A 20,234-nucleotide genomic window follows, 5' to 3' on the forward strand; every position below is an offset into this window, starting at 1 on the left:
ATGGCATTTTTGCGGATTGCGCGCGCGTCGTCAGCGGAGAACATAAGCACCGCTGCTGCAGCTCAAGTCAGCTGCGTCGCCAAGGCCGGCCGATTCACAGATGTTGCCCACCATTGATCGGCACCTCGGCTCCCGTGACATAGCTGGCCGCATCTGAGCACAGGAAAAAGATGACCTTGGCCACTTCATCCGGGGTTCCCACTCTGCGCAGCGGGATACTTGGCACGAGACGCGCTTCTGTATCGGGCGATAACATGTCCGTCTTGATTTCGCCGGGCGCGATCGCATTCACGCGAATGCCATGCGGCGCATAATCGTGGGCCATTTCGCGTGTGAGGCTCGCAAGCGCAGCTTTCGACGTCGCATAGGCACTGCCGGCAAACGGGTGCACCCGCGAGCCCGCAATCGAAGTCACATTCACGATCGATCCTGACGCGGCTCTTAGCTCGTCAAACAAGCCCTGCGCCAACAGGATCGGGGCCACCAGATTGAGATGGAACACCTTCATCCAAGTTTCGATTGACGTCGTCAACGACGTCATCCGATCGCCAGCGGGCGTTTTCGGCGAAACACCGGCATTGTTCACAAGCGCGTGCAGAGGTGCACCGGCCAAGCGTTTCTTGACCTCAGTGATCGCGCGCGGCAGCATTCGATGATTGCTGAGGTCGATCTGGACATGATCTTCGTTCCCTGCCTCCCAGGGGCATCGCTCGCCGTCGAACGGTTGACGCGCGCAAGAAATGATGCGCCAGCCCGCCTCCGAGAACAGCTTGGCAGTGGCATGACCAATTCCGCGCGATGCTCCGGTGAGCAACATCGCCTTCTGTTCTCCGCCATGAACACGGGCTTTATCGACCTGATAGGGGCAAGCCAAATGTGTTTCGGGCAGCGGGCCTCTGATTAGATCGTCATTTGGCAGATCCAGACCCACGCCCGCCTCCTCCCCTGTTGCGCGCCGCACGCGTAGCAGGATTTGGGCCACTGCGATGCATGTAAATCCGCTTCCGTTTTGCGTCCTAATGTCGCGCACGCGGAATGCTTGGCGGGTTCAAGACACGCTGCGTGTGTTTTGTGACAGCGCTGGTGCATCAGCTACGCAATGTCGCGAGCACACTCGCCTTCGTGAAGATAAGGCGACGAGCCGCGCTCTCCTTCCTGATCGCACAACTGGAAGAGCCAAGAAATGGCCAGCGCCTCTCGTCAGGCAACGATCGACTAGATAGCGGCCGCCGCCAGTAGCCGCTTCAACTCGAAAGCTGACGTTACCAACCTGTACGTTAGATTTGTCCGCAACTGCGGCCGACTTCATCGCGCCCTGCTCTGTTGTGTCCAGCACTGGCACATCGCCGGGCGGATTGATCCCGGAGCACGACCTCGCGCACTGAATGCTTTCTTCAAAATAGTGAATCTCCGAGAGCGCCCGTTCAACCAGCGAGTACCGACCGTAAGACGGAACTCGCCGGCTGAACGGAGACGCTTTCGATATGTCCATCCGCGACCGACCACCGATTAGCTTCGACTTGCGGCCTGCCCGAGTCGAAGACGAAGACGTGTTACCACCTGTTTACCGGGGCGGCAGCATGTTAAGGTCACTGTTGTCGACGTCGAGCTTCAGCGGAAGACATTCGCACCCCGCGTCGCGCTGTTCTTCGGTGGAAGTCCGCGACAGAGATTCACATTGGACAGACAATTGCCGCCCCGAAAAGATCTGCCAATACTGCTGGATGCAAAAAGCGGCAATCAGATCGATCAGGCGGGCTACGACTTTCATGAATCCACGAGCTCTCGCGAGGTTTGTTCAATCAGGATCAATCGGCTCGGATCCTTCAAATCGAATTCTATAACGCGTGGGGCAAAGAGACGCGCATAGCGCGTAAAGGCGCTCGTCGGGGGAAAACGGATCACGGTATCGCAGCGCGCAAGGAGGTACATATCGATGAGCGCGGAAACGCCGCCCTCGGCTCCGAGCGCGGCGTTGTGCAATGGGCCGGCCTGAGGTGCCCGGAACTGTTTTGGAATCGTGAAAACATCAGGAAATATAGTCGAAACCTTCTCAACGACGATCGCGCTGTCCGTGCACAGGAAAGCCTTCATGGGTTTTGCGTGGGGTAACCCCCTAGCCTTATCAATGGCATTACAGACCTGTCGCAAGGCGCGCTCCGGGTCAGCCCAGTAGGGAGCATGCCCCATAATGTCCTCGCCGTTGCCATGTCGGACATGGATGCCGATTACGCTGTACGATTCAAAGTGCTCGCGGTAGATAGCATCAATCCGAGATTGAATTTCAGGTCGTGGCCTGATGCTCCGAAAGATTTCTCGTTCGGCCTCCTGATCGCAGCGCCACATCAGGCACGCATCACACACAACCGTGTTGGCGTCACTATCTTTGCGACTTTGGAACAGTTGATCGAGTTCGTCGCGCTCCCGGAAAATCTGCTCGTCCGGGCGATAGACGCAATCGATGGATGGCTTGTTCCACCATGTCGGGAAGAATGGTCCCGGAAATGAACATTGATTGATCTTGTCGTCGCAAATCACCCGCACGCCAGCAATGTCTTGAACCGGTTCGAAGAAGACTGGAAAGGCGTTGGTGGATGGCTCATCGAGATAGCAAGATCCCCTCCAATCGATGGCTAGCGTCCGTCCTGTCTGCTTTGCAAAACGCCAAGCTGCCGCCAGTGACCACAGGCAGTCGCCGAACCCCGTGCGTCGCCGGGAAACTACGAACCTATCATTCTTCGAACCGCTCTGCATTGCCTCTTCCCGGGCTACTGGTTGGACAAGAGACGTCATTGCAGACATCTCACGTATCATCTTGTCCGACGTTACGGTCTGAAATCGCGGTGCCGGCGAGCTGCGTCGGTAGAACTTCATAGCAGCGCTATCCGTGATGGGCCGCGTTCTCGCAACACTTTCCGTCTTTTCTTGAGCGGTGTTGCGTCGACGTGCCCGATTTCAGTCGGATGCCCGATGACCCCCGGGCGTCGGATGGGCTGGCCTCCTCACATGCAGGCATAGGCATGACCATGCTCATGAGTTCCGGCTATGTTTCGCTTTGCACTTTATTGCAGCCGCAAGCCGCGCGCGGCGGATGCAGCCGAACGCCCCGCAGCTCCCACACGAGCCGCAGTTCCTTCACGAGATCTTCACGCTTGGCCTGGTCCTGCATGGTTGCGTCGAGAAGCCAGCCGAGCGACGCCTCGCCCTCGATCCGCATCAAGATCTCGAAAAGCTCATGTGAGATACGCATACTGTCGTGGGCGGAACGTCCCGTGCGGATCTCGCAGACCGTTTCCTGACGATCTGGCGCTGTGTGGGAGCGAACACGATGAAGGGATGCATACGGCGGCAATGAAACGCCCAGTACACTCCAATCCTGCAGTGATGCTGGCCGCTTTCTGACGAGGAACGGCCCAACAACAAGTCCGTCCAGGTCAGTCGTCAAGAACGTGGTGATCGCATCTGACACGGACTCCACGATCGGCTCGGCATTGTTGTTAAATGAGGTATTCAGAAGAACTGGGATGCCCGTTCGCCTCTTGAACGCATTAATTACATCCCAGTAGGTGGGGTTTGCCTTGCGCGATACTGTCTGCAGCCGAGCGGTCCCATCAACGTGTGTGATCGCACCGAGCACGTTACGCTTGGCTTCCCGCACACGAACCACGAAGTTCATGAAGGGGAGCTGCCGCGTGCCGTCCGGGAGCTCAAAGAACTCGCTCGCATCCTCCTCCAGTACAGATGGCGCAAAGGGGCGATAGCCCTCGCGCTTCTTGACCATCGCGTTGATGCGGCCCTTGTTTCCCGCAGGCCGCGGGTCCGCAAGAATGCTGCGGTTACCAAGCGCACGTGGGCCGAACTCAGAGCGGCCCTGAACCCAGCCGATTACATCGCCATTCGCCATCCAGTCTGCCGCACTGGATGCTATGTCATCACTTCGTTGAATGTCGAGGTGGCCTGACCATGCGTTGAGCTCATGCTCAACGGCTTGCTCGTTGCCGAGATCGGGCCCCCAATAAACGTCCGGCAGTCGCTCCCGCGGCGCCGGCCTGCCCAGCTCGTTTGACAGCATCAACGCAGCGCCGAGCGCGCAACCGGCGTCGTGCGCCGCGGGTTGAACAAAAATGTCGTCAAATAGCCCGGAATAAAGCAGCTTACCATTCAGCGTGCAATTATGGGCTACTCCCCCAGCCAAGCACAAGCGTGTAATGCCCGTCGCTTCACGATGGTGCCGTAGGATGTGAAACACGATCCGCTCCAGCGCCTCCTGCAGCGAAGCGCTGACATCTCGATGCTGTTGGGTGAATGGCATTCCTTTTCGCCGAACCTCGATGTTGCGGACCAGGGCCGGACCGATCCGATCAAGGTGAACGCGATAGCCACCGTTTTCCAACAACTCGTAGAACTGCGCGAAGAGCTCGCGATAGGGAGCGGGATCACCATACGGGGCAAGCCCCATCACTTTGTACTCGTCGAACAACCCGTATCCGAGATATCGGATCGTCTCGAGATAGAACAGCCCCAGGGAGTTATGTTCTGGGAAGCTTGCAAGTTGCGCAATTTCGGTACCAGACCCCACCGCCAATAAGCCGGAGAGAAAATCACCACCGCCGTCGATCGCAAAAACGAGACTTTGCTCGAAGCCGGACATGGCAAACGCGCTCACAGCATGCGCTTCGTGGTGGTTCACGAAGGAAAGCCGCGACGGATCGATCTCAGCGCCGAACTCCCGTGCCAGCAGCTGGCGCAGCAACAGTTTGGCGTCCAACGGAACGGGCTGAGAAACAGAAAGACGCTCGAGCATGGTGTTGCAGTAGGCTTCAGTCGCGTAGAACGCGATACGGTCGATCTCGCCGAGCTCAACTCCTGCGGTAGAAAGGCAGTATTGGATCGAATTGCTCGGAAACTTGTTGGAGTGCTTGACGCGGTTGAGGCGCTCCTCTTCGACAGCAGCAATCACGCGGCCATCCTGCACAAGAACCGCAGCGCCATCGTGAAGAAATGTATTCGGCAGCTCCGGCGAGCTTTCATAGATTCTGTCAAGACCGCCACTCACTCCCAGGCACAACATCCCGTTCTCCATTTGACCATGACGGGAACGCCAACTGCGTCCCACCTATCCAATCTTTACAGTCACGCTCCGTCGGGTGCGCGGGCCAGGCAGCACACACAACTTTGCAAAGTCCGTCTCGGCGCCTAGCGACAGGCGCTCAGAAAGTACCGGTGCTGGCGTCCGCACCGATCGACCGAACAGACGGCCGTAGACCTTGCTCGATCGGGGCCTCTTAAGGCCATTGAAGCAGCTGCTGTGACAGACCGGGTCATCCCGAGCTGCCGCAGAACGCATCGTGACATTGCATCGATGTGACTTTCTCCATTTTCGCTGAAATCACGTCAACGCAGCAGGCGGCGTCGAAATAGTGCTGTCGACGCGAAAAAGGGCAAGACCGCATAAACGCAGAGCGCACCTACGTGCAGGGCAGCGCTGTCGGCGCCGCGCTCGAGCATCGCTGGGCGAATAAGGTCGACCGAATGTGCGAGAGGCAACAAACCGGCGAACTGCTGAAATGAGCCGGGCAGTTGGCTCGCCGGAAAGACCACGCCACACAAAAACACCATAGGAGTGAGAACAAGTGTCTGGTAAAACACGAAGTAATCGTAACTTGGCGCAAGAGCTATGACGACCATAGCAAGGCTGGCGAAGACAAGGCCAGTAAGGGCGATTGTTGGCATCGCATACAGAATGGATGGCCATGACGCATAACCCAGCGTGGCAGCGACGATCCCGATCGCTGTTCCGGCCAGAACGGACTTACTGGCCGCCCACACCAGTTCACCCAGAACGATGTCGCCAAGCGTGAGCTGAGTGGAGAGGATTGCTTCCCAGGTGCGCTTGGCGTCCATGCGTGCAAAGGCTGCATACATGGTTTCAAAGGTGGCGGACGTCATGGCGCTGGTCGCGACCATGCCGGCTGCCAGGAACGCTATGTACGACGTCCCCTCAACGCGCCCCACGATCAGTCCAAGGCCAAAGCCGAGGCCAAACAGATTGGTTATGGGATCTGCGAGGTTGCCGAGAATCGATGCAAGTGCGACTTTCTTCCATGCTAGGAAGTTCCGACGCCATACCGCAATCCAATTGTACGCGTTCGCGGGCATCACCGCCGCAAAACTTTCACCCATCGCTCACTTCTCCATCTCGCGCCCGGTCAGCCGCAAAAACACGTCCTCGAGATTAGGGGGGCGCTGCAGAATACGAAGGCCCGCTCGCCCGCGCAGTTTCACGCGTACCTGGTCCGGATATGGTGTATAACAAAAGAGCGTCTCTCCACTCACTTCGATGTGGCGTGCATGCGGCCTGATCAACTCGCAGAGCTGATGTGGATCATCGCCATAGATTTCGACCACGTTGCAGCCAATATGCTCATCGATCAGGCCGTCCGGCTTGCCTTCGGCGATCTTGCGTCCACCCTCGAGGACACACAGCCGATCGCACAGGCGTTCGGCCTCTTCCATGAAGTGAGTGGTCAAGAGAATCGTCTTGCCCCGCGCAAGCAGAACTCGCAGACGTTCCCAAATCAGGTGGCGGGCGTGCGGATCCAAACCAGTCGTCGGCTCGTCCATCACGAGCAGATGCGGGTCATTGATTAGCGCACGCGCCAGCGTCAACCGCCGTTTCATGCCGCCGGACAACTCGGAGACGCGCACGTCGGCCTTGCTTTCGAGGCGCGCAAACTCGAGCAGCGATGGCGCGACCGCCTCGATCTTGCGAGCGCTCATGCCGAAATAGCGACCAAACACGAGCAGGTTCTCTCGAACGGTGAACTCGAGTTCAAGGTTATCGAACTGCGGCACCACGCCGATGCGCACACGCGCCACACGAGCGCGGGAAGGCACAGGCTCATTGAGGACCGTAATCGTGCCTGCGTCCGGCGAAATCATGCCGAGGAGCATACGCGCAATCGTGCTCTTGCCAGCTCCATTTGGGCCAAGCAGGCCGAAGCATTCTCCGCGCGCAACCGAGAACGATAGTTCATTGACGATGACCTTGTCGCCAAATGACTTTTTCACGCCGGCAAGCTCGATTGCTACGGTGGACATGGTCACTCTTAGGCTGACAGAAGTCGCTCGGCCGACAATGGCTTCCTTACCACCTTGTTGGTCCAGAGCTCGCCGTCGCACCACACATGCTCGACACGCCCCCATTGGCAGGCCGCGGCAGCATCCGGGAAAAATCCCCGTCCGTGGAGGTTGGCGCTCGTGTTGCAGAGCAGCGGTATCCCCGTGAGTTGCTCAAATTCGGCGAGAAGCGCGGCGATTTTGTGCGGAGAGTTGCGGGAGATTGTCTGCAGCCGAGCGGAGCCGTCAAGATGGACCACAGCGGGGACCTTGTCGCGCCATTCCGCCCGGGTCTGGTGATCGAACAGCATGTAAGGATCTGGCGTACCTGGGCTGAAAATTTCTGGCGCGCGATCCTCCAGACAGATCGGCGCCACTGGCCGGAAGTGCTCGCGCCGCTTGATGTCGTTGAGATGATCCTTCATCGCCGTGGAGGTCGGCGCTGCAAGAATGCTTCTGCCGCCCAACGCCCGCGGCCCAAGCTCGGCGCGCCCGGAAAGGAAGATGACCGGCTTGTTGTCGGCCAGAATCGCCGCAAGTTCACGCAGACTGCATGGCGCCGCCTCCCAATCCGGCGGAAGCTCGCTGTCCTGCAGGTCCGGACCACTGTAGACTGACCATTCCAATGGCCCGAAGCCATTTTGCGCCGCCATCGCCCCGCAAGCAGCGCCGATTGCCGAGCCGCTGTCATTCGGAAACGGCGGCACCCAAACGTCATCGAACAATCCCGCCGCACGAAGCGCGCTGTTCCACTTGATATTGAGACCGCAACCTCCGGCGATACATAGATTTCGCGCTCCTGGAAGCGACGAATATCGCAGCAGAACCATTGCCATTTCCTTGACAAGAAGACGTTCCACGAACACATGAAACGACGCAAGGACGTCCTCCGCTCGCTTGGCCGTCAGGCGCAAGGAGCTTGCCTCGAAGAAGTCGTGCACAGCTGCAAGCGACGATTCTGCATTGTTGATGTGAGCGCGGTAGCGACGAGCCTGCTCCGTGTCAGCGGCGAAGCGCTTTTCATAGAGCTCCTGAAACACTGCCACAATGCTTTCGTCGACAGAACCAAGTGCGATATAAGCCATCAGCTTGCCGGCGATGCCTAAATCCCAACTGGAGCGGTTCGGCTGCCTGTAAGGGCCGAAGTGAAGGCCCGCGGCAGCATAGGCATGGCCGATCATCGGAAACAGGGATGCGATGAACCGTGCCCCCCGGGGTTCCACATAGTAAAGACGCGGAAAGATGCTGCCGTCCCATACCAGACAGAACGCGGGTTTTCCCGCACTGGCAAAGGGACTGGTGCTATATGCTGACGCGACGTGGCCCGTGACGTGCGGGTAGCTCTTATAGGGAAACACCTTGCCTCCGAGGATCAGGCCAAAGCCGTCGACGGAATCAAGAAGGCCCTCAGCATGGCGCTCGACATACGGCGCCCCTTTCAGCGCGATCGGCACAGCGCCACTTAGGACCTGGAACTGCGACTCAATCTCCCCATCCCAGCCGTCGATGACGAACTGATCGATATCCCGCGGATCCAGGCCATGCTCCGCCAAGGCGAGCACGACTGCATCGAGATTCTCGACGGATTGATAGCGTGGACTGTTGCCGCGCTTCTCTTGCTCGGTGCAAAAGACAAGCCGCCCGTCCTCGACGACAGAAATTGCCCCGTCATGTGTCAACTTGATGCCGCAGATGCGCATACGATCCCCTGGTCTAGTGGCCGACGTTTGATTGTTCTGACGAATGACCCGGCTTCCGGAACCGGACGATCAAGCAGTCTTCGTTGACCGACTCGGTGTGGCAATGCAGACGCTCCACCTCCGATAGGCTCTCGTTGAAGAGAGCGATCACCGTTTCGGCACCAGCAGCATGGCCCCATCGTTGACATGTGGCATCAGACCCGAAAATCAGAGCGCCATTTGGCGCAAGAATACTCACTAGGTTGCGGATAGCCGCATGCATCTCGACAATGTCCTTGAGGTAGTAAAGAACTTCGGCCACGACAATCAAATCGAACCGCTCGGTGGTCCAGAACCGCTGGATGTCGGAGGTCACCCACGTGATATGCGACCACTTCCTGGTCCGTCGTCGCGCTCGCTCGATGGCCTGCGGCATGACATCGACCACAGTGAGTCGTGCGCATAGCGGCGCCAGCATGCCGGTGAATGCACCGGCTCCACATCCCACTTCGAGGGCACACGCAACGCCTCCATTGCAACGCGACATCCGGAGCATTTGCGCGTATCGCTCCTGCTCGAAGGAACTACTGTCGAGGCGCCATGGATCGTCGGCAGACAACTCTCGCTCCAATAGCTGATGGTTTGCGTCCGGGATCATGCGCCTATCACCTACTTGCAGGCGGTCGAACGATCGCAACCGCAAACACTCTTCGCTGCCGTCCGGCTCGATTCAGGGCTCGAAAGCCCCGCCTTATGAATTGTTCCAGACATTCCCCTTTTGCTTGCAGCATGTCGTCCAGCGTTCGGGTGCAGGATGACAGACTGCTTTTCCCCTTCGGCCGGCACATTGGCGACCTTGCGCGATAGCCAATCGCTGTTGCTCAAGGTACAAAGCGCATAGGCCTTCAAAGGAAGTAAGAGAAAGATATTGATCGGTGTGTGGAGCGCGAAGCCGAGAAACCGCAATTCGCGAGCACGAAGGGCTGCCACACTGCAGCGGACCATTGTCATTGCTGCAATCGTCAATCCCGTCCACCAGGGTACAGAGCCGGCGATTAGGAGCTGTGCGAGCGCAGCCAGTGATGACAGGGCGAGAAGTAACGGGCCGAGATTTTGCCCGACAACGTCTAGCGTCAGATAGCCATCGAGCTCTGGCAGCAGGCGTAATGCAAGGAACGTGTCCCGGAAGGTACTGCGCGCCCAGCGGAGTTGCTGGCGTAGATATGGCCCAAGGCTGTCCGGGACGACTGTTGCTGCGATCGCGTCCGGGACGTATTCCGTTCGAAATCCCGCCTTGAGCATGAGGATCGTTAGATGGCGATCCTCGCCGAAATCGCTCGGCTTCCCACGAAAGAATTGGGCTTCGTATTGATCGAGAAGCAAGGCGAGCGCCGAGCGACGATACATGGCACATGGGCCGCAGCAGCACATGACGGCACCGAAACGCGCCTGCGCCGCGCGCTCCTCGTTGCATGCCAACCAGTATTCCATATCGATCAGCCTGGTCAGCCAGGTTTGGCTGCGGTTGCTCGCTACCAACTGACCCATGGCCGCACCGACTTCCGGGTCGTGCATCTTCAATACAAGCTTCGTGACGACGTCGGCGGCAAGTATCGTATCCGAGTCAACGTTGAGGACCAAGTCACCGGATGAGCTGCGTATGGCGGCGATCTGCGCCTTGCGTTTTCCAACGTTATTCGCCAGCAAGATGATGCTGAACCTCGGATCGTTCGCATAGATTTTGTGTACAGGCGCGACAAGGTCGCGATTTGCAGATCCGTCGTCGACTACATAGACCTGTAGCTTTCCGGTGTAGTCTTGACTCGCAAGCGACTCCAGACATTGGGCGAGCGTGATTGGATCCTCGTTGAAGCACGGTACGATGACGTCTACACTGGGAAGGACCGCTTCCGATCGTCCCAGGTTGTCCTGCAGCGATGAATTCGCCGGCGGTTGGGCATAAAGCGCCTGCGCGCTCTTGTAGATCGTCGAGAGCAGCGCATAAGACGAAACAGCGACAGCACTGGTTGTAGCGAGCAGGTCCATAAGGTCTCAGTTTTTTCAGTGAAGTTGAGGGAGTGGACGGATTACAAACCCGCGCCGTTGTAGTGCCGGGATCAGATGTGACAGCGCGATCGTGGTCTGATCGCGCAGCGTGGCACCAGTGCACGGTCGATCCTCATCAGGAGGATATCCGTCGTGCAAGAGCACAATTGCACCCGGGCGAACGCTCGCCAGCACTGAATTCACAATTCTATCAACCCCGGGGCGGGACCAATCTCTCGGATCGACCGACCAGTGCACAGCTGTGAGACCAGCGCTCGCTGACACAGCGAGCACCTCTTGTGTCCATTTGCCGTAAGGTGCTCGCATGTGCCTGGGTGAGGCCTGCGGGCAGCCCGAACGGATCGCCTCGCTCGCCGCCAGAACTTCATCGCGTACCTCCGCTGGTCCGCATCTGGATAGATCCGGATGCGTCATCGTGTGGTTCGCAACCTCGTGCCCTTCCGCGATCATTCGTCGAATGAGTTCAGGTTGTTCGGCCGCGTACGTGCCGATCACGAAGAACGTCGCCGGAATCCGATGTTGCGCCAGCACATCGAGCACCTCTGGCGTGCAAAATGGATTTGGCCCATCATCAAAGGTCAAATAGACGGGGCGACTTCCACTCACGTCAGCGTAGTCGCAACGGACGGCAGATAGGGGGAAAAGCTCTTTCACAACTCGGGCCCGTTCCGATCGATGATCGTCCCGGCCGGCCACTCGCTTATCGAGCGTCCAACCGGAAAAACCACCACGATCACGTCTTCGATGCGGATCGGCGACAAATTGGGATAGACATCCGGATGCGTGGAGCGGACGCGAATGCCAGATATGAGGGTTGCGAGCCTCTGCCTTTCGACCAGTCGGGTCATATGTTTCTCGAGCGCAGGCCGAACCGTGCCAAAGCCGAATGGAATCCCAAGCTGCTGCAGCATGGGATACATCACGCGCATTGCCTGGCTAATTCCCAGGCCTTCAAGATCCGGACGCACCGCATATAACCCCAGTTCCCCCACGAGAAGATCGACCCCACCAACATTGATGAAGCGGCGTAGTAGCCCGATGTGAGCAGCTACCCCGCGCGCGTCGTAACCGATTCCGCGGACCTCAGGTCTTGCACCGGCCCAACTTCGGTTGCCCTCAAATGGCTGCGCATTGAACGCACCGGTCGGCCCGTAACTCTTGCGGAAGAACTCGGCGAGCTCGGCATGATCAGCGAGCCGCAGTTCGCTTTCCCAGCGAAGGCTCCACTGCACTTGAGCGCGCGCAGTAGGAGCTTCCGCAGTCCGGGATGCGGCAATGTTCATGGCGGGCTTCCTTGCGCCAGTGGAATTAAGAGCGGAGATGGTCACGAGAATTCGCTAGTCGCCGAACCGCTGATCAATACTGAAAAGCGCTGCCATGCCCCCTCGGAGCGCGGCGCTCCTCGCCTGCACCGTGCCGTGCGCCTTCACTCGCGACGAAGCGATCTCATGGTTCGCACTCGTCATCCGGCCAATGCCCTGCGCGAGATATCCCGGAAGATGCCGACGAGGCGATTGGACTAGCCAGAACCTGTCTGCACCACGGAGCTTTTCCGCCTCGTCCAGCATCTCTGTCGACGTTTTGACGTCTGCGGGCAGGCCTTCGATGCGCGGCGCCTCATCGATGGCGTAACCGAGTGGCATCAGATCACACTGGTTCTTATACATCTTCGACACGCCCTGAATGCGGTGGACAGGCGAGCCATTTGGAGAGTCGCCTGAATTCTTGGGCATCCGCAATCTGCGCCTGCCGCTATTTCCCGACACTAGAATGCGGCTGAACGCGCTCTCAAGTGTACGCGGGTAAACCTGCAATATGGAAACGGATGAAACACGCATACCAAGGTTTATGGAGATCTGCCTGGCGTCTCGATCGAACGAGCTTCGTACCGAGAAGAAGCGACGCGGCTCGCACGGCGTGCCCATAGCCGCCCTCGAAGCGGATGCGCCGGCTGCTCGCACCTCCAGGAGCTTTTCTCTGAGCCAGCGTGAGCGAGCAGCAGCCATCGTGGTATGCCTCATTACTTTTTTCAAACTTATGTTTGCTATCCAACATCCCGCAACTTGGTAAAATCGATAGTTCCGATGGAACACATCCACACGATGGATAGACTTACAACATGCGGTTCAAGGGACTTGATCTAAACCTTCTCGTTGCCCTCGATGCTCTGATGACGGAGCGCAACCTCACAGCGGCGGCGCGCAAAATTCACCTGAGTCAGCCTGCTATGAGCGCTGCGATCGCGCGGCTGCGCACCTATTTTCGCGATGAACTATTTACCATGAGAGGTCGCGAGCTCGTCCCGACACCTGGCGCAGAGGCGCTTGCGGGTCCGGTTCGCGAGGCCCTGCTGCACATCCAACTCTCGATCATATCGCGGGACGCGTTCGACCCTACTCAGTCGAGCCGACGCTTCAGGTTCATTCTCTCCGATTTCATGACGATCGTCTTTCTTCGCAAAATTGTCGACCGTATTGCACAGGAAGCTCCCGCGGTACGCTTCGAATTGCTGCCATTTTCCGATGAACCCGATGAGCTGCTGCGCCGGGGCGAGGTGGACTTTCTCATTCTGCCGGAGCTGTTCATGTCGAGCGCGCATCCTAAGGCGACGCTGTTCGACGAGACCCTCGTATGCGTGGGATGCCGCGAGAACAAGCAGCTCACGCGGCAGCTGACATTCGAGAAATACATTTCGATGGGACACGTTACGGCGAAGTTCGGACGGGCGCTCAGACCAAACATCGAAGAATGGTTCTTGCTTGAGCACGGCGTCAAGAGACGCATTGAGATCGTTGTGCAGGGCTTTAGCCTGATTCCGCCCATATTGTTAGACACAGGCCGTATCGGCACAATGCCTTTACGACTCGCCAAACACTTCGAAAAGCGGATGCCACTGCGGATCGTCGAACCGCCGCTCCTCCTGCCCACATTCACAGAGGCTGTGCAGTGGCCTGCGTTCCACAATACCGATCCGGCGAGCATTTGGATGCGGCGGATATTGCTGGAGGAAGCATCCAACATGGCATCTGGGCATCAGGAGCGTCCAACTCGCAGGCGCTGCTAGGCTCACCGTAAGCCACTCTCGGCACGTTCCAAACACGCTAACAATCCTTCGACCTGCTCGGCCGCTTTCGTCACTTCAACGTCTCTGAGGCCAAGCTGCCAGCGACGGACGATCGGCTGCGAAGACTTGCCGAGTGTGAGCGTGGTGACCTCGCAGGTGAGGTTTGGTGCGCTTGCACCGCAAACAGGCGGCGCCCGACGCTATCGCGGCACAACACGTCTCCTCCAGTACAATAATGTTTGGCTTGCCCCATAAAATCGCTTGAACCGCACACTGCGTCAGGTTGTAGGTTGGCCGCCGTGACTAACGCTGCGCTATGCGGCCCTCGACTGGGCGCTTTGGCGAACTCACGGCACCGGCCGGACACTGGGTTGATCTGCCGTTAACCAACCGACCGCGTCTTGTTGCGTGGCTCGCCGGAAGCGGCCAGACCGATCAACTTCGGGACTCCTGACGGATTCCGGCCGCTGCTGGTCGGCCTACCGCCTTGCTCTCCATTGTTGCGCTCATTTCACGAGCGTCCTTTTCGCGATCGCAGGATGGAAACGATGTCCATTCGGGCGAGCCAATAGGACCTCCCCAGACGCAGCCGTCACCGCTCGTTGTATGCGCCGCAACTACGTTCATGCCGGATAAGAAGACATGCGTTTCAAAGGTCTGGATCTAAATCTTCTCGTCGCGCTGGATGCTCTAATGACTGAGCGCAACCTCAGCGCAGCGGCTCGCAAGATGAATCTTAGTCAGCCGGCCATGAGCGCAGCCGTTGCCCGGCTGCGCTCCTACTTCCGTGATGAGCTGTTTGGGATGAGGGGGCGGGAACTTGTCCCGACCTCACGCGCGGAAGGACTCGCAGCCCCTGTACGCGAGGCTCTAACGCACATCGATCTTTCAATTATCGCGCGGGACGTGTTCGATCCAGCTCGATCGAACCGGCGATTCAGGATCGGCCTTTCTGACTTTATAACAGTCGTATTCTTCCGAAATGTCGTGGAGCGCGTCGCGCGAGAAGCACCGGCCGTCAGCTTCGAACTGGTCGCGCTCACCGATGAGCACGATGAGCTTCTTCGCCGCGGCGAAGTCGATTTTGTTATCTTGCCGGAATTATTCATGTCCGGCGCGCACCCCAGGGCGGCCCTATTCGAGGAGAGACTCGTCTGCGTAGGTTGCTGCACGAACAGCCAACTACTACGGGGGCTTACATTTGATCGGTATATGTCGATGGGCCACGTTGCGGTTAAGGTCAAAGGCGCGCGCAAGACGCCGGTCGAAGAATCCCTTTTACTCGATCTCGGTCTCAATCGGCGCATCGACATTCTCGTGCAGAGCTTCAGCATGATGCCGCCCCTGCTGGTAGGCACCAACCGCATAGGGACGATGCCATTAGGGCTCGTAAAGCATTTCCAAAGAACAATGCCCCTTCGCATTGCGGAGCTCCCGCAGCCATTCCCCGCCTTCACTGAGGCGGTTCAATGGCCCGTGCTTCACAATAGCGACCCGGAAAGCCTGTGGATGCGAGAGATATTGTTGCAGGAAGCTACCCGCATGGCAATTGGGCAAGAGGCCTCCATCATCTGCACTTCGGAACGGGCTGATACTGCCGGGGATTTCGCACGATCTGTCTCGCCGTTGTCGTAAGGACGTTCGCAAGATCTGCGAACCTCATATCCCAACGAATGTCTCAACGCATACAGTTTTGGCTCGCCTCGCTCGAATTCATGGTCGCTCTATCAAGATCGTCGCAAAAGACGGCTGTCATGACGACGTTGTGTAGGTCTTTCGCACGTTGGCAATAGGCTCGACGTGCGAGCGGCGGGTCAGACTGTTGGCCTGGTTTTAGAGACAGGGACGTACGTTGCACCCGGCCGCCGGGCGCACCTGCTGCAGAACCGGGGCTGGGCTGCCCTCGTCAACTCTCCGAATCAGTAGCGGCTCCCGAAGTGCGGAGACGCTTCAGCTTCTTCGGAAGCCGTACCATCACGCACCGTGAGCGCGATGGTCATCGATCATGCACATGACCACGATCTCTTGCGCCGTCGAGGCAAGCATCGCGCACGCATGTTGCCCTGTCGCATCACATGGGAGTACATCGCATCTTCGTCGCTCCGCGCCGCGGGTCTGACTTCTTTTGGCCCTATCGCAGCCAAACGTCTTGACGACGTGCGCTGCCATGACGCAATGACAAACAAGGAGCTGAACGTTGGAGCAATGCAGCGGCGTGTTCGATCCGGAAGAGCTTTCCGTCCTGGGACGCCTTTATGATAGTGCGATCACCGCGCTACCCCCATCGATGCGAAGTCCGGAAAATCGCACAGCAATCGCCAAACTCATCCTGGAGCGTACAGCGGCTGGCGAGGCTCAACTGGCAAGCCTGACGAACTTGTTGATCACCATTTCCCCTCAGGGTTGATCCCCCGCCATTCTGAGGATAGTCACCAGTCTCGCGCTGGAATGGAAGACGATCCAGCTAGAGCTTTGAAATAGCTTGAATCACACGTGACGTCAGGTTGTAGGCTTTGAAATGAACAACATGAGCAAAGCTATACCACGAAGGCGTCGATGGCGCATTGGCGAACTTGCAGAGGCGACCGGAGTAACGGTACGCACGCTGCATCATTATGAACACACCGGGCTCCTAGCAGCTTCAGAGCGTACTGACGGCGGCCACCGGATGTACGACCGCGAAAGCGTGCAACGGGTTCACCAAATTCGAGCGCTACGTGAGCTTGGCTTCTCCCTTGTCGAGATCCGTAAAGCTATGGAGGGCACGACCTCACTCACCGATCTTCTGCGCAAACATTTAGAACGGATAGAACTTCAAGTCGCTCGAGCAACTCTGCTGCGAGATCGCTTGCGCAACATGACCATCGACAGTGATATCCAGGTAAGTGTGGATGAGCTGCCTGCCACCCTCAATGCCATGTCGCGGGTCGAGACGCATAATCAGACGTCCCGATGCACCTGCAAGTTAGCTGCAGATCGCGAGAAGCGGTGGCGGCGGATCCGCGACGACCTGCGTGATTGTATGGATCGAGGGGAGCATCCTTGCGGCGAGCGGGCAAAGGCTGTCGCAGTCGCAGCACGCTTGCTGATCGGCGAAATCGCTGGCGCCGATTCACGCGTTTCGACGATCCTGAAGGTACTTGCACGATTAAGCGCCCCCCGTAGTCTGGCTGGTTGGGATCCCTGCCTCATGCAATATCTCGATCTGGCCCTTGGCGGGTTGGAGGATCAGCCGTACTGACGTCCTCCGGCCGGCTCCGCACGGCATTGCCGATAGGCGCTCGTCGGCTCTGATGCGGGCCAACAGTTTTATGGACTGAACCGGACAGTCGTCGTGACCTCGTCGATCCGCGCTCCCTGACGCACCATCGAGGCTCCTTCAAAACGGCCTTGAAACGCACCTAACGTCAAATTGTAAGTTCTACCGTGGTCGCCAATCTGGCCGACCAACACAAGCTTCGCTTTGACAGACAATCTAAACGTGTAGACACGTCTGATTACAGCTGCTCGCGCTTACTCTTCAGGTGAACATTGGGAGCTCTACAATGTTGAATCGTTGCGCGTCTGCTGCGAGTGCAGCGCTTCTCTTCTGCGCCCTCGCCTCTGTTGCGCGCGGCTCCGACGTCAATATTGCCGTGGCTGGCCCAATGAGCGGAAGCAGCGCTGCGTTCGGCGCACAAATGCGCGATGGCGCAGCTGCGGCAGTCGAGGCGTTGAACGCTTCTGGCCTATTTCTCGATACCAAGGTGATATTGACTGTCGCCGACGACGCGTGCGACCCGAAGCAAGCTGTCGCAGTCGCGAATAAGCTCACGACAGACCGGGCCCGGCTGGTCGTTGGCCATTTTTGTTCTTCTGCGTCGATCCCGGCCTCCGAGATCTACGCCGAAGCAGGCATTATTCAGGTGTCACCAGGCTCGTCAAATCCTCAGCTAACAGAACGGGGCCTTGAGACTGTCTTTCGTATCTGCGGCCGCGACGACCAACAGGGCATCGTTGCCGCAGAGTATATTCACCGGACCTTCCCTAACGACAAGATCGCAGTGCTCGACGACAAGAGCACCGCAGGCAAAGGTATCGCCGACGTCGTTGAAGCACAGCTTCGGAGATTCGGTGAACAAGTCATTCGCCAAAGCTATGTAGCCGGTGAAAAGGATTACAGGGCGCTGGTCTCAAGGATGAAGAAGGAACGGGTGCGCGTCGCCTATATCGGCGGTTATCATACCGAAATCGGATTGTTTGTACGCCAGGCGTCAGAAGCAAGAGCAGAACTTATGGTCATGGCGAACGATCCTTTGATGACCTCTGAATTCTGGGCCATTACAGGCAGCGCCGGCAATGGCACGTTGTTTACCTTCATGCCGGACCCCACCAGGAATGCCAATGCGGCCGGCGTGGTGGCCGAACTCCAAGCTTCCAACCTGTCCGCTGAAGGCTACACGCTTTACGCCTACGCGGCCGTGCAAGCATGGGCAGAGGCGGTGAACCGGACCGGTTCTTTCAATGCTGTGCGCGTAGCTAGGGCACTTCGTTCACGGCCGACCGATACCGTGATTGGCCCAGTCCGGTTCGATAGAAAGGGAGACAATGCGGCTCCTGGCTTTCTGGTTTACCGCTGGCGAGACGGCCGTGTTGAAACTGTCGAGCAGAACTGATTGGCGGCATCGCCGCCTCTCCAGATCCAAAGTGAAACGGATGATGGGACGCAGTCAGGTCGTTGGAGCAGCGATACTCGCAAGCTCTCTTATACTTGCAGCTTTCGGAGCGTTTTTCGCGTTCGTTGCAGCGCTCGCAGAGCTAGCCGATGTCGACCTGACGGAGACGCTACGTCCGATGATAGACAGATAGAGCCGTACCGAGCTGATCTGGCACGCAAGGCACAGGACCTCTGAAGCGGCTAACGATGCTTCTGGTCGAGCACATCCTCGCTGTGGAGGCGCTTCGGGAACGTCTGTCAATGGTGCGACCGGACCGCCATTTGCGCATTCTCGTGATCCACTCACATGGTGCAAGCTCAGATCCACGCCAAGAGAAACGGCCTAAGTGGTCAAACGACGAACGAGACCTCTTTGAGCGCGACGGTATGAAGCAATCAGGCCTCGCCATCTGCCCCATCATCGGAGATTAATCGAGTGAAGAGTGGCCTTCCAAGACTAAGGTGCGGTATTTTCGACCATTTGGATGACGACGGCCGAGATGCCGCACGACAATATGAAGATCGTCTCAAGCTGACCGAGGCCTGCGACTCGCTCGGTTTCTACGCTTATCACCTGGCCGAACCCGGCGATTACGCTTCGGTCCGCTCGTCCTGTTGCTCAACCTTTATCATCCATTGCGCGCATTCGAAGAGATCTGCATGCTTGACCAATTGAGCGGCGGCAGGCTCGAGGTCGGGATAGGCCGCGGCTCCCAGCCGATGGAATGGGGTTATTTCGGCATCACTGCCGACGCTGCACCAAGCCGTTATACGGAGGCCAGTGAAATCCTCAATATTGCGCTGAAGGGACATACGCTATCTTATCAGGGACACCACTTCGAGTTCAGCGAAGTACCCCTAATGTTGAGGCCTCATCAACGTCCATATCCGCCTATCTGCATCGCGAGCAATCGGGCTGAGACGGCGCAGTGGGCCGCGGCAAATGGCGCCAATCTGGCGTGCATAGGTCCCGCCTGTGTTGTCCGGAACGTTACGGATGCCGACCGATCCCATCGAGACCACAATACAGCCGCACACGGCCGCGAGCCCTTTCTCGGGCTGGCCCGCATGGTCGAGATTGCGAAGTCTGATCAGGACGCATACGACGGCCGAAACTGCGTATCGGCGATGGCTGGAGAGCTTTAAGTTCCTTTACGAGCTTAACGCCATTCCGACACCGTCCGCCCTTGCGCTGACCTTCGATGCAGCACTTGAGAGCGAATTGTGCGTCGTTGGAACGCCGGCTTCCGTCCGACAGCTTCTTCTTCAGCAGATGGAAGTGGCAGGTGCCAACTACTTACTTTGCCAGCTTGCATTCGGAGACCTTCCGCTGGAGGTTTCCCTGTACACCGCAACCGCAATCAAAGCTGAAATTCTCGATAGCTTTGACGAATAATGTCTGCATTGGGGGATCGTATGCGTGGCAAGTAGACCGACGCACTGAGGTTAACCGAAGGTGGTCGCGATTTTGGTTGTCGTTTGCCCGGGACGAAGGCGACCGTCAGCCTCAATGGCCGCGATATCTGACCACCTGGCGCCCCTATTTGGGGGCGAGCTTTGGCTTAGCGAGCGTTTGCGAACCGCTTTATCAACTCATCCGCGGCCGAAC

General features: G+C 58.0%; 17 protein-coding genes and 1 pseudogene. 6 read left to right on the plus strand and 12 right to left on the minus strand.

Annotated elements, in window-relative coordinates; all coding sequences use genetic code 11:
* Positions 1–94: 94 nt before the first annotated feature.
* From QA649_RS35695 to QA649_RS35750, 12 genes are all read right to left on the minus strand, one after another.
* Entirely contained in the window at positions 95–931 is an 837-nt protein-coding gene (locus tag QA649_RS35695) for an SDR family oxidoreductase (RefSeq protein WP_283021290.1), read from the minus strand.
* 633 nt (positions 932–1,564) lie between these two features.
* Positions 1,565–1,771 (minus strand): hypothetical protein, encoded by a 207-nt coding sequence (locus tag QA649_RS35700; RefSeq protein ID WP_283021291.1) that lies wholly within the window; start codon positions 1,769–1,771, stop codon positions 1,565–1,567.
* Complete coding sequence (locus tag QA649_RS35705) at positions 1,768–2,874, minus strand: nodulation protein NodZ (RefSeq protein WP_283021292.1); 1,107 nt, start codon at positions 2,872–2,874, stop codon at positions 1,768–1,770. Before QA649_RS35705 ends, QA649_RS35700 begins: the two co-directional genes overlap by 4 nt.
* A 169-nt stretch (positions 2,875–3,043) precedes the next feature.
* Positions 3,044–5,071: a carbamoyltransferase gene (locus QA649_RS35710; RefSeq protein ID WP_283021293.1), complete on the minus strand. Its 2,028-nt coding sequence runs from the start codon at positions 5,069–5,071 to the stop codon at positions 3,044–3,046.
* 323 nt (positions 5,072–5,394) lie between these two features.
* Positions 5,395–6,183, minus strand: coding sequence for an ABC transporter permease (locus tag QA649_RS35715; protein WP_100235588.1), 789 nt, complete (start codon positions 6,181–6,183; stop codon positions 5,395–5,397).
* A 3-nt stretch (positions 6,184–6,186) separates the two neighbouring features.
* The gene (nodI, locus tag QA649_RS35720) at positions 6,187–7,101 is read right to left on the minus strand and encodes a nodulation factor ABC transporter ATP-binding protein NodI (RefSeq protein WP_283021294.1); all 915 of its coding nucleotides are present in this window, start codon (positions 7,099–7,101) and stop codon (positions 6,187–6,189) included.
* Positions 7,102–7,109: 8 nt separating this feature from the next.
* Positions 7,110–8,819, minus strand: coding sequence for a nodulation protein NodU (gene nodU / locus QA649_RS35725; RefSeq protein ID WP_283021295.1), 1,710 nt, complete (start codon positions 8,817–8,819; stop codon positions 7,110–7,112).
* 13 nt (positions 8,820–8,832) lie between these two features.
* Positions 8,833–9,456: a nodulation methyltransferase NodS gene (gene nodS, locus QA649_RS35730; protein ID WP_283021296.1), complete on the minus strand. Its 624-nt coding sequence runs from the start codon at positions 9,454–9,456 to the stop codon at positions 8,833–8,835.
* Positions 9,457–9,467: 11 nt separating this feature from the next.
* Positions 9,468–10,844 (minus strand): chitooligosaccharide synthase NodC, encoded by a 1,377-nt coding sequence (nodC, locus tag QA649_RS35735; protein ID WP_283021297.1) that lies wholly within the window; start codon positions 10,842–10,844, stop codon positions 9,468–9,470.
* A 15-nt stretch (positions 10,845–10,859) separates the two neighbouring features.
* Complete coding sequence (gene nodB / locus QA649_RS35740) at positions 10,860–11,519, minus strand: chitooligosaccharide deacetylase NodB (protein WP_283021298.1); 660 nt, start codon at positions 11,517–11,519, stop codon at positions 10,860–10,862.
* Complete coding sequence (locus QA649_RS35745) at positions 11,516–12,148, minus strand: NodA family N-acyltransferase (RefSeq protein WP_283021299.1); 633 nt, start codon at positions 12,146–12,148, stop codon at positions 11,516–11,518. Before QA649_RS35745 ends, nodB begins: the two co-directional genes overlap by 4 nt.
* A 54-nt stretch (positions 12,149–12,202) precedes the next feature.
* Positions 12,203–12,598, minus strand: coding sequence for a hypothetical protein (locus QA649_RS35750; protein WP_283021300.1), 396 nt, complete (start codon positions 12,596–12,598; stop codon positions 12,203–12,205).
* A gap of 386 nt (positions 12,599–12,984) precedes the next feature.
* On the opposite strand from QA649_RS35750, the gene nodD1 reads away from it, so the two are divergent.
* The 6 genes and pseudogenes from nodD1 to QA649_RS35780 all read left to right on the plus strand — a co-directional run bounded on the left by nodD1 (position 12,985) and on the right by QA649_RS35780 (position 20,021).
* The gene (nodD1, locus tag QA649_RS35755) at positions 12,985–13,929 is read left to right on the plus strand and encodes a transcriptional regulator NodD1 (protein WP_283021301.1); all 945 of its coding nucleotides are present in this window, start codon (positions 12,985–12,987) and stop codon (positions 13,927–13,929) included.
* A 642-nt stretch (positions 13,930–14,571) separates the two neighbouring features.
* Positions 14,572–15,564 (plus strand): transcriptional regulator NodD2, encoded by a 993-nt coding sequence (gene nodD2, locus QA649_RS35760; RefSeq protein ID WP_283021302.1) that lies wholly within the window; start codon positions 14,572–14,574, stop codon positions 15,562–15,564.
* A 562-nt stretch (positions 15,565–16,126) separates the two neighbouring features.
* Positions 16,127–16,336, plus strand: coding sequence for a hypothetical protein (locus QA649_RS35765; protein ID WP_167407154.1), 210 nt, complete (start codon positions 16,127–16,129; stop codon positions 16,334–16,336).
* 120 nt (positions 16,337–16,456) lie between these two features.
* The gene (locus QA649_RS35770) at positions 16,457–17,170 is read left to right on the plus strand and encodes a MerR family transcriptional regulator (RefSeq protein WP_349254086.1); all 714 of its coding nucleotides are present in this window, start codon (positions 16,457–16,459) and stop codon (positions 17,168–17,170) included.
* 304 nt (positions 17,171–17,474) lie between these two features.
* A complete protein-coding gene (locus tag QA649_RS35775; RefSeq protein WP_283021304.1) occupies positions 17,475–18,584 on the plus strand; it encodes a branched-chain amino acid ABC transporter substrate-binding protein in 1,110 nt (369 codons plus the stop codon).
* 477 nt (positions 18,585–19,061) lie between these two features.
* Positions 19,062–20,021, plus strand: a pseudogene (locus QA649_RS35780) (LLM class flavin-dependent oxidoreductase).
* Positions 20,022–20,234: the final 213 nt, after the last annotated feature.

The sequence above is a fragment of the Bradyrhizobium sp. CB1717 genome, assembly GCF_029714325.1.
In the GTDB taxonomy this organism is placed as follows: domain Bacteria; phylum Pseudomonadota; class Alphaproteobacteria; order Rhizobiales; family Xanthobacteraceae; genus Bradyrhizobium.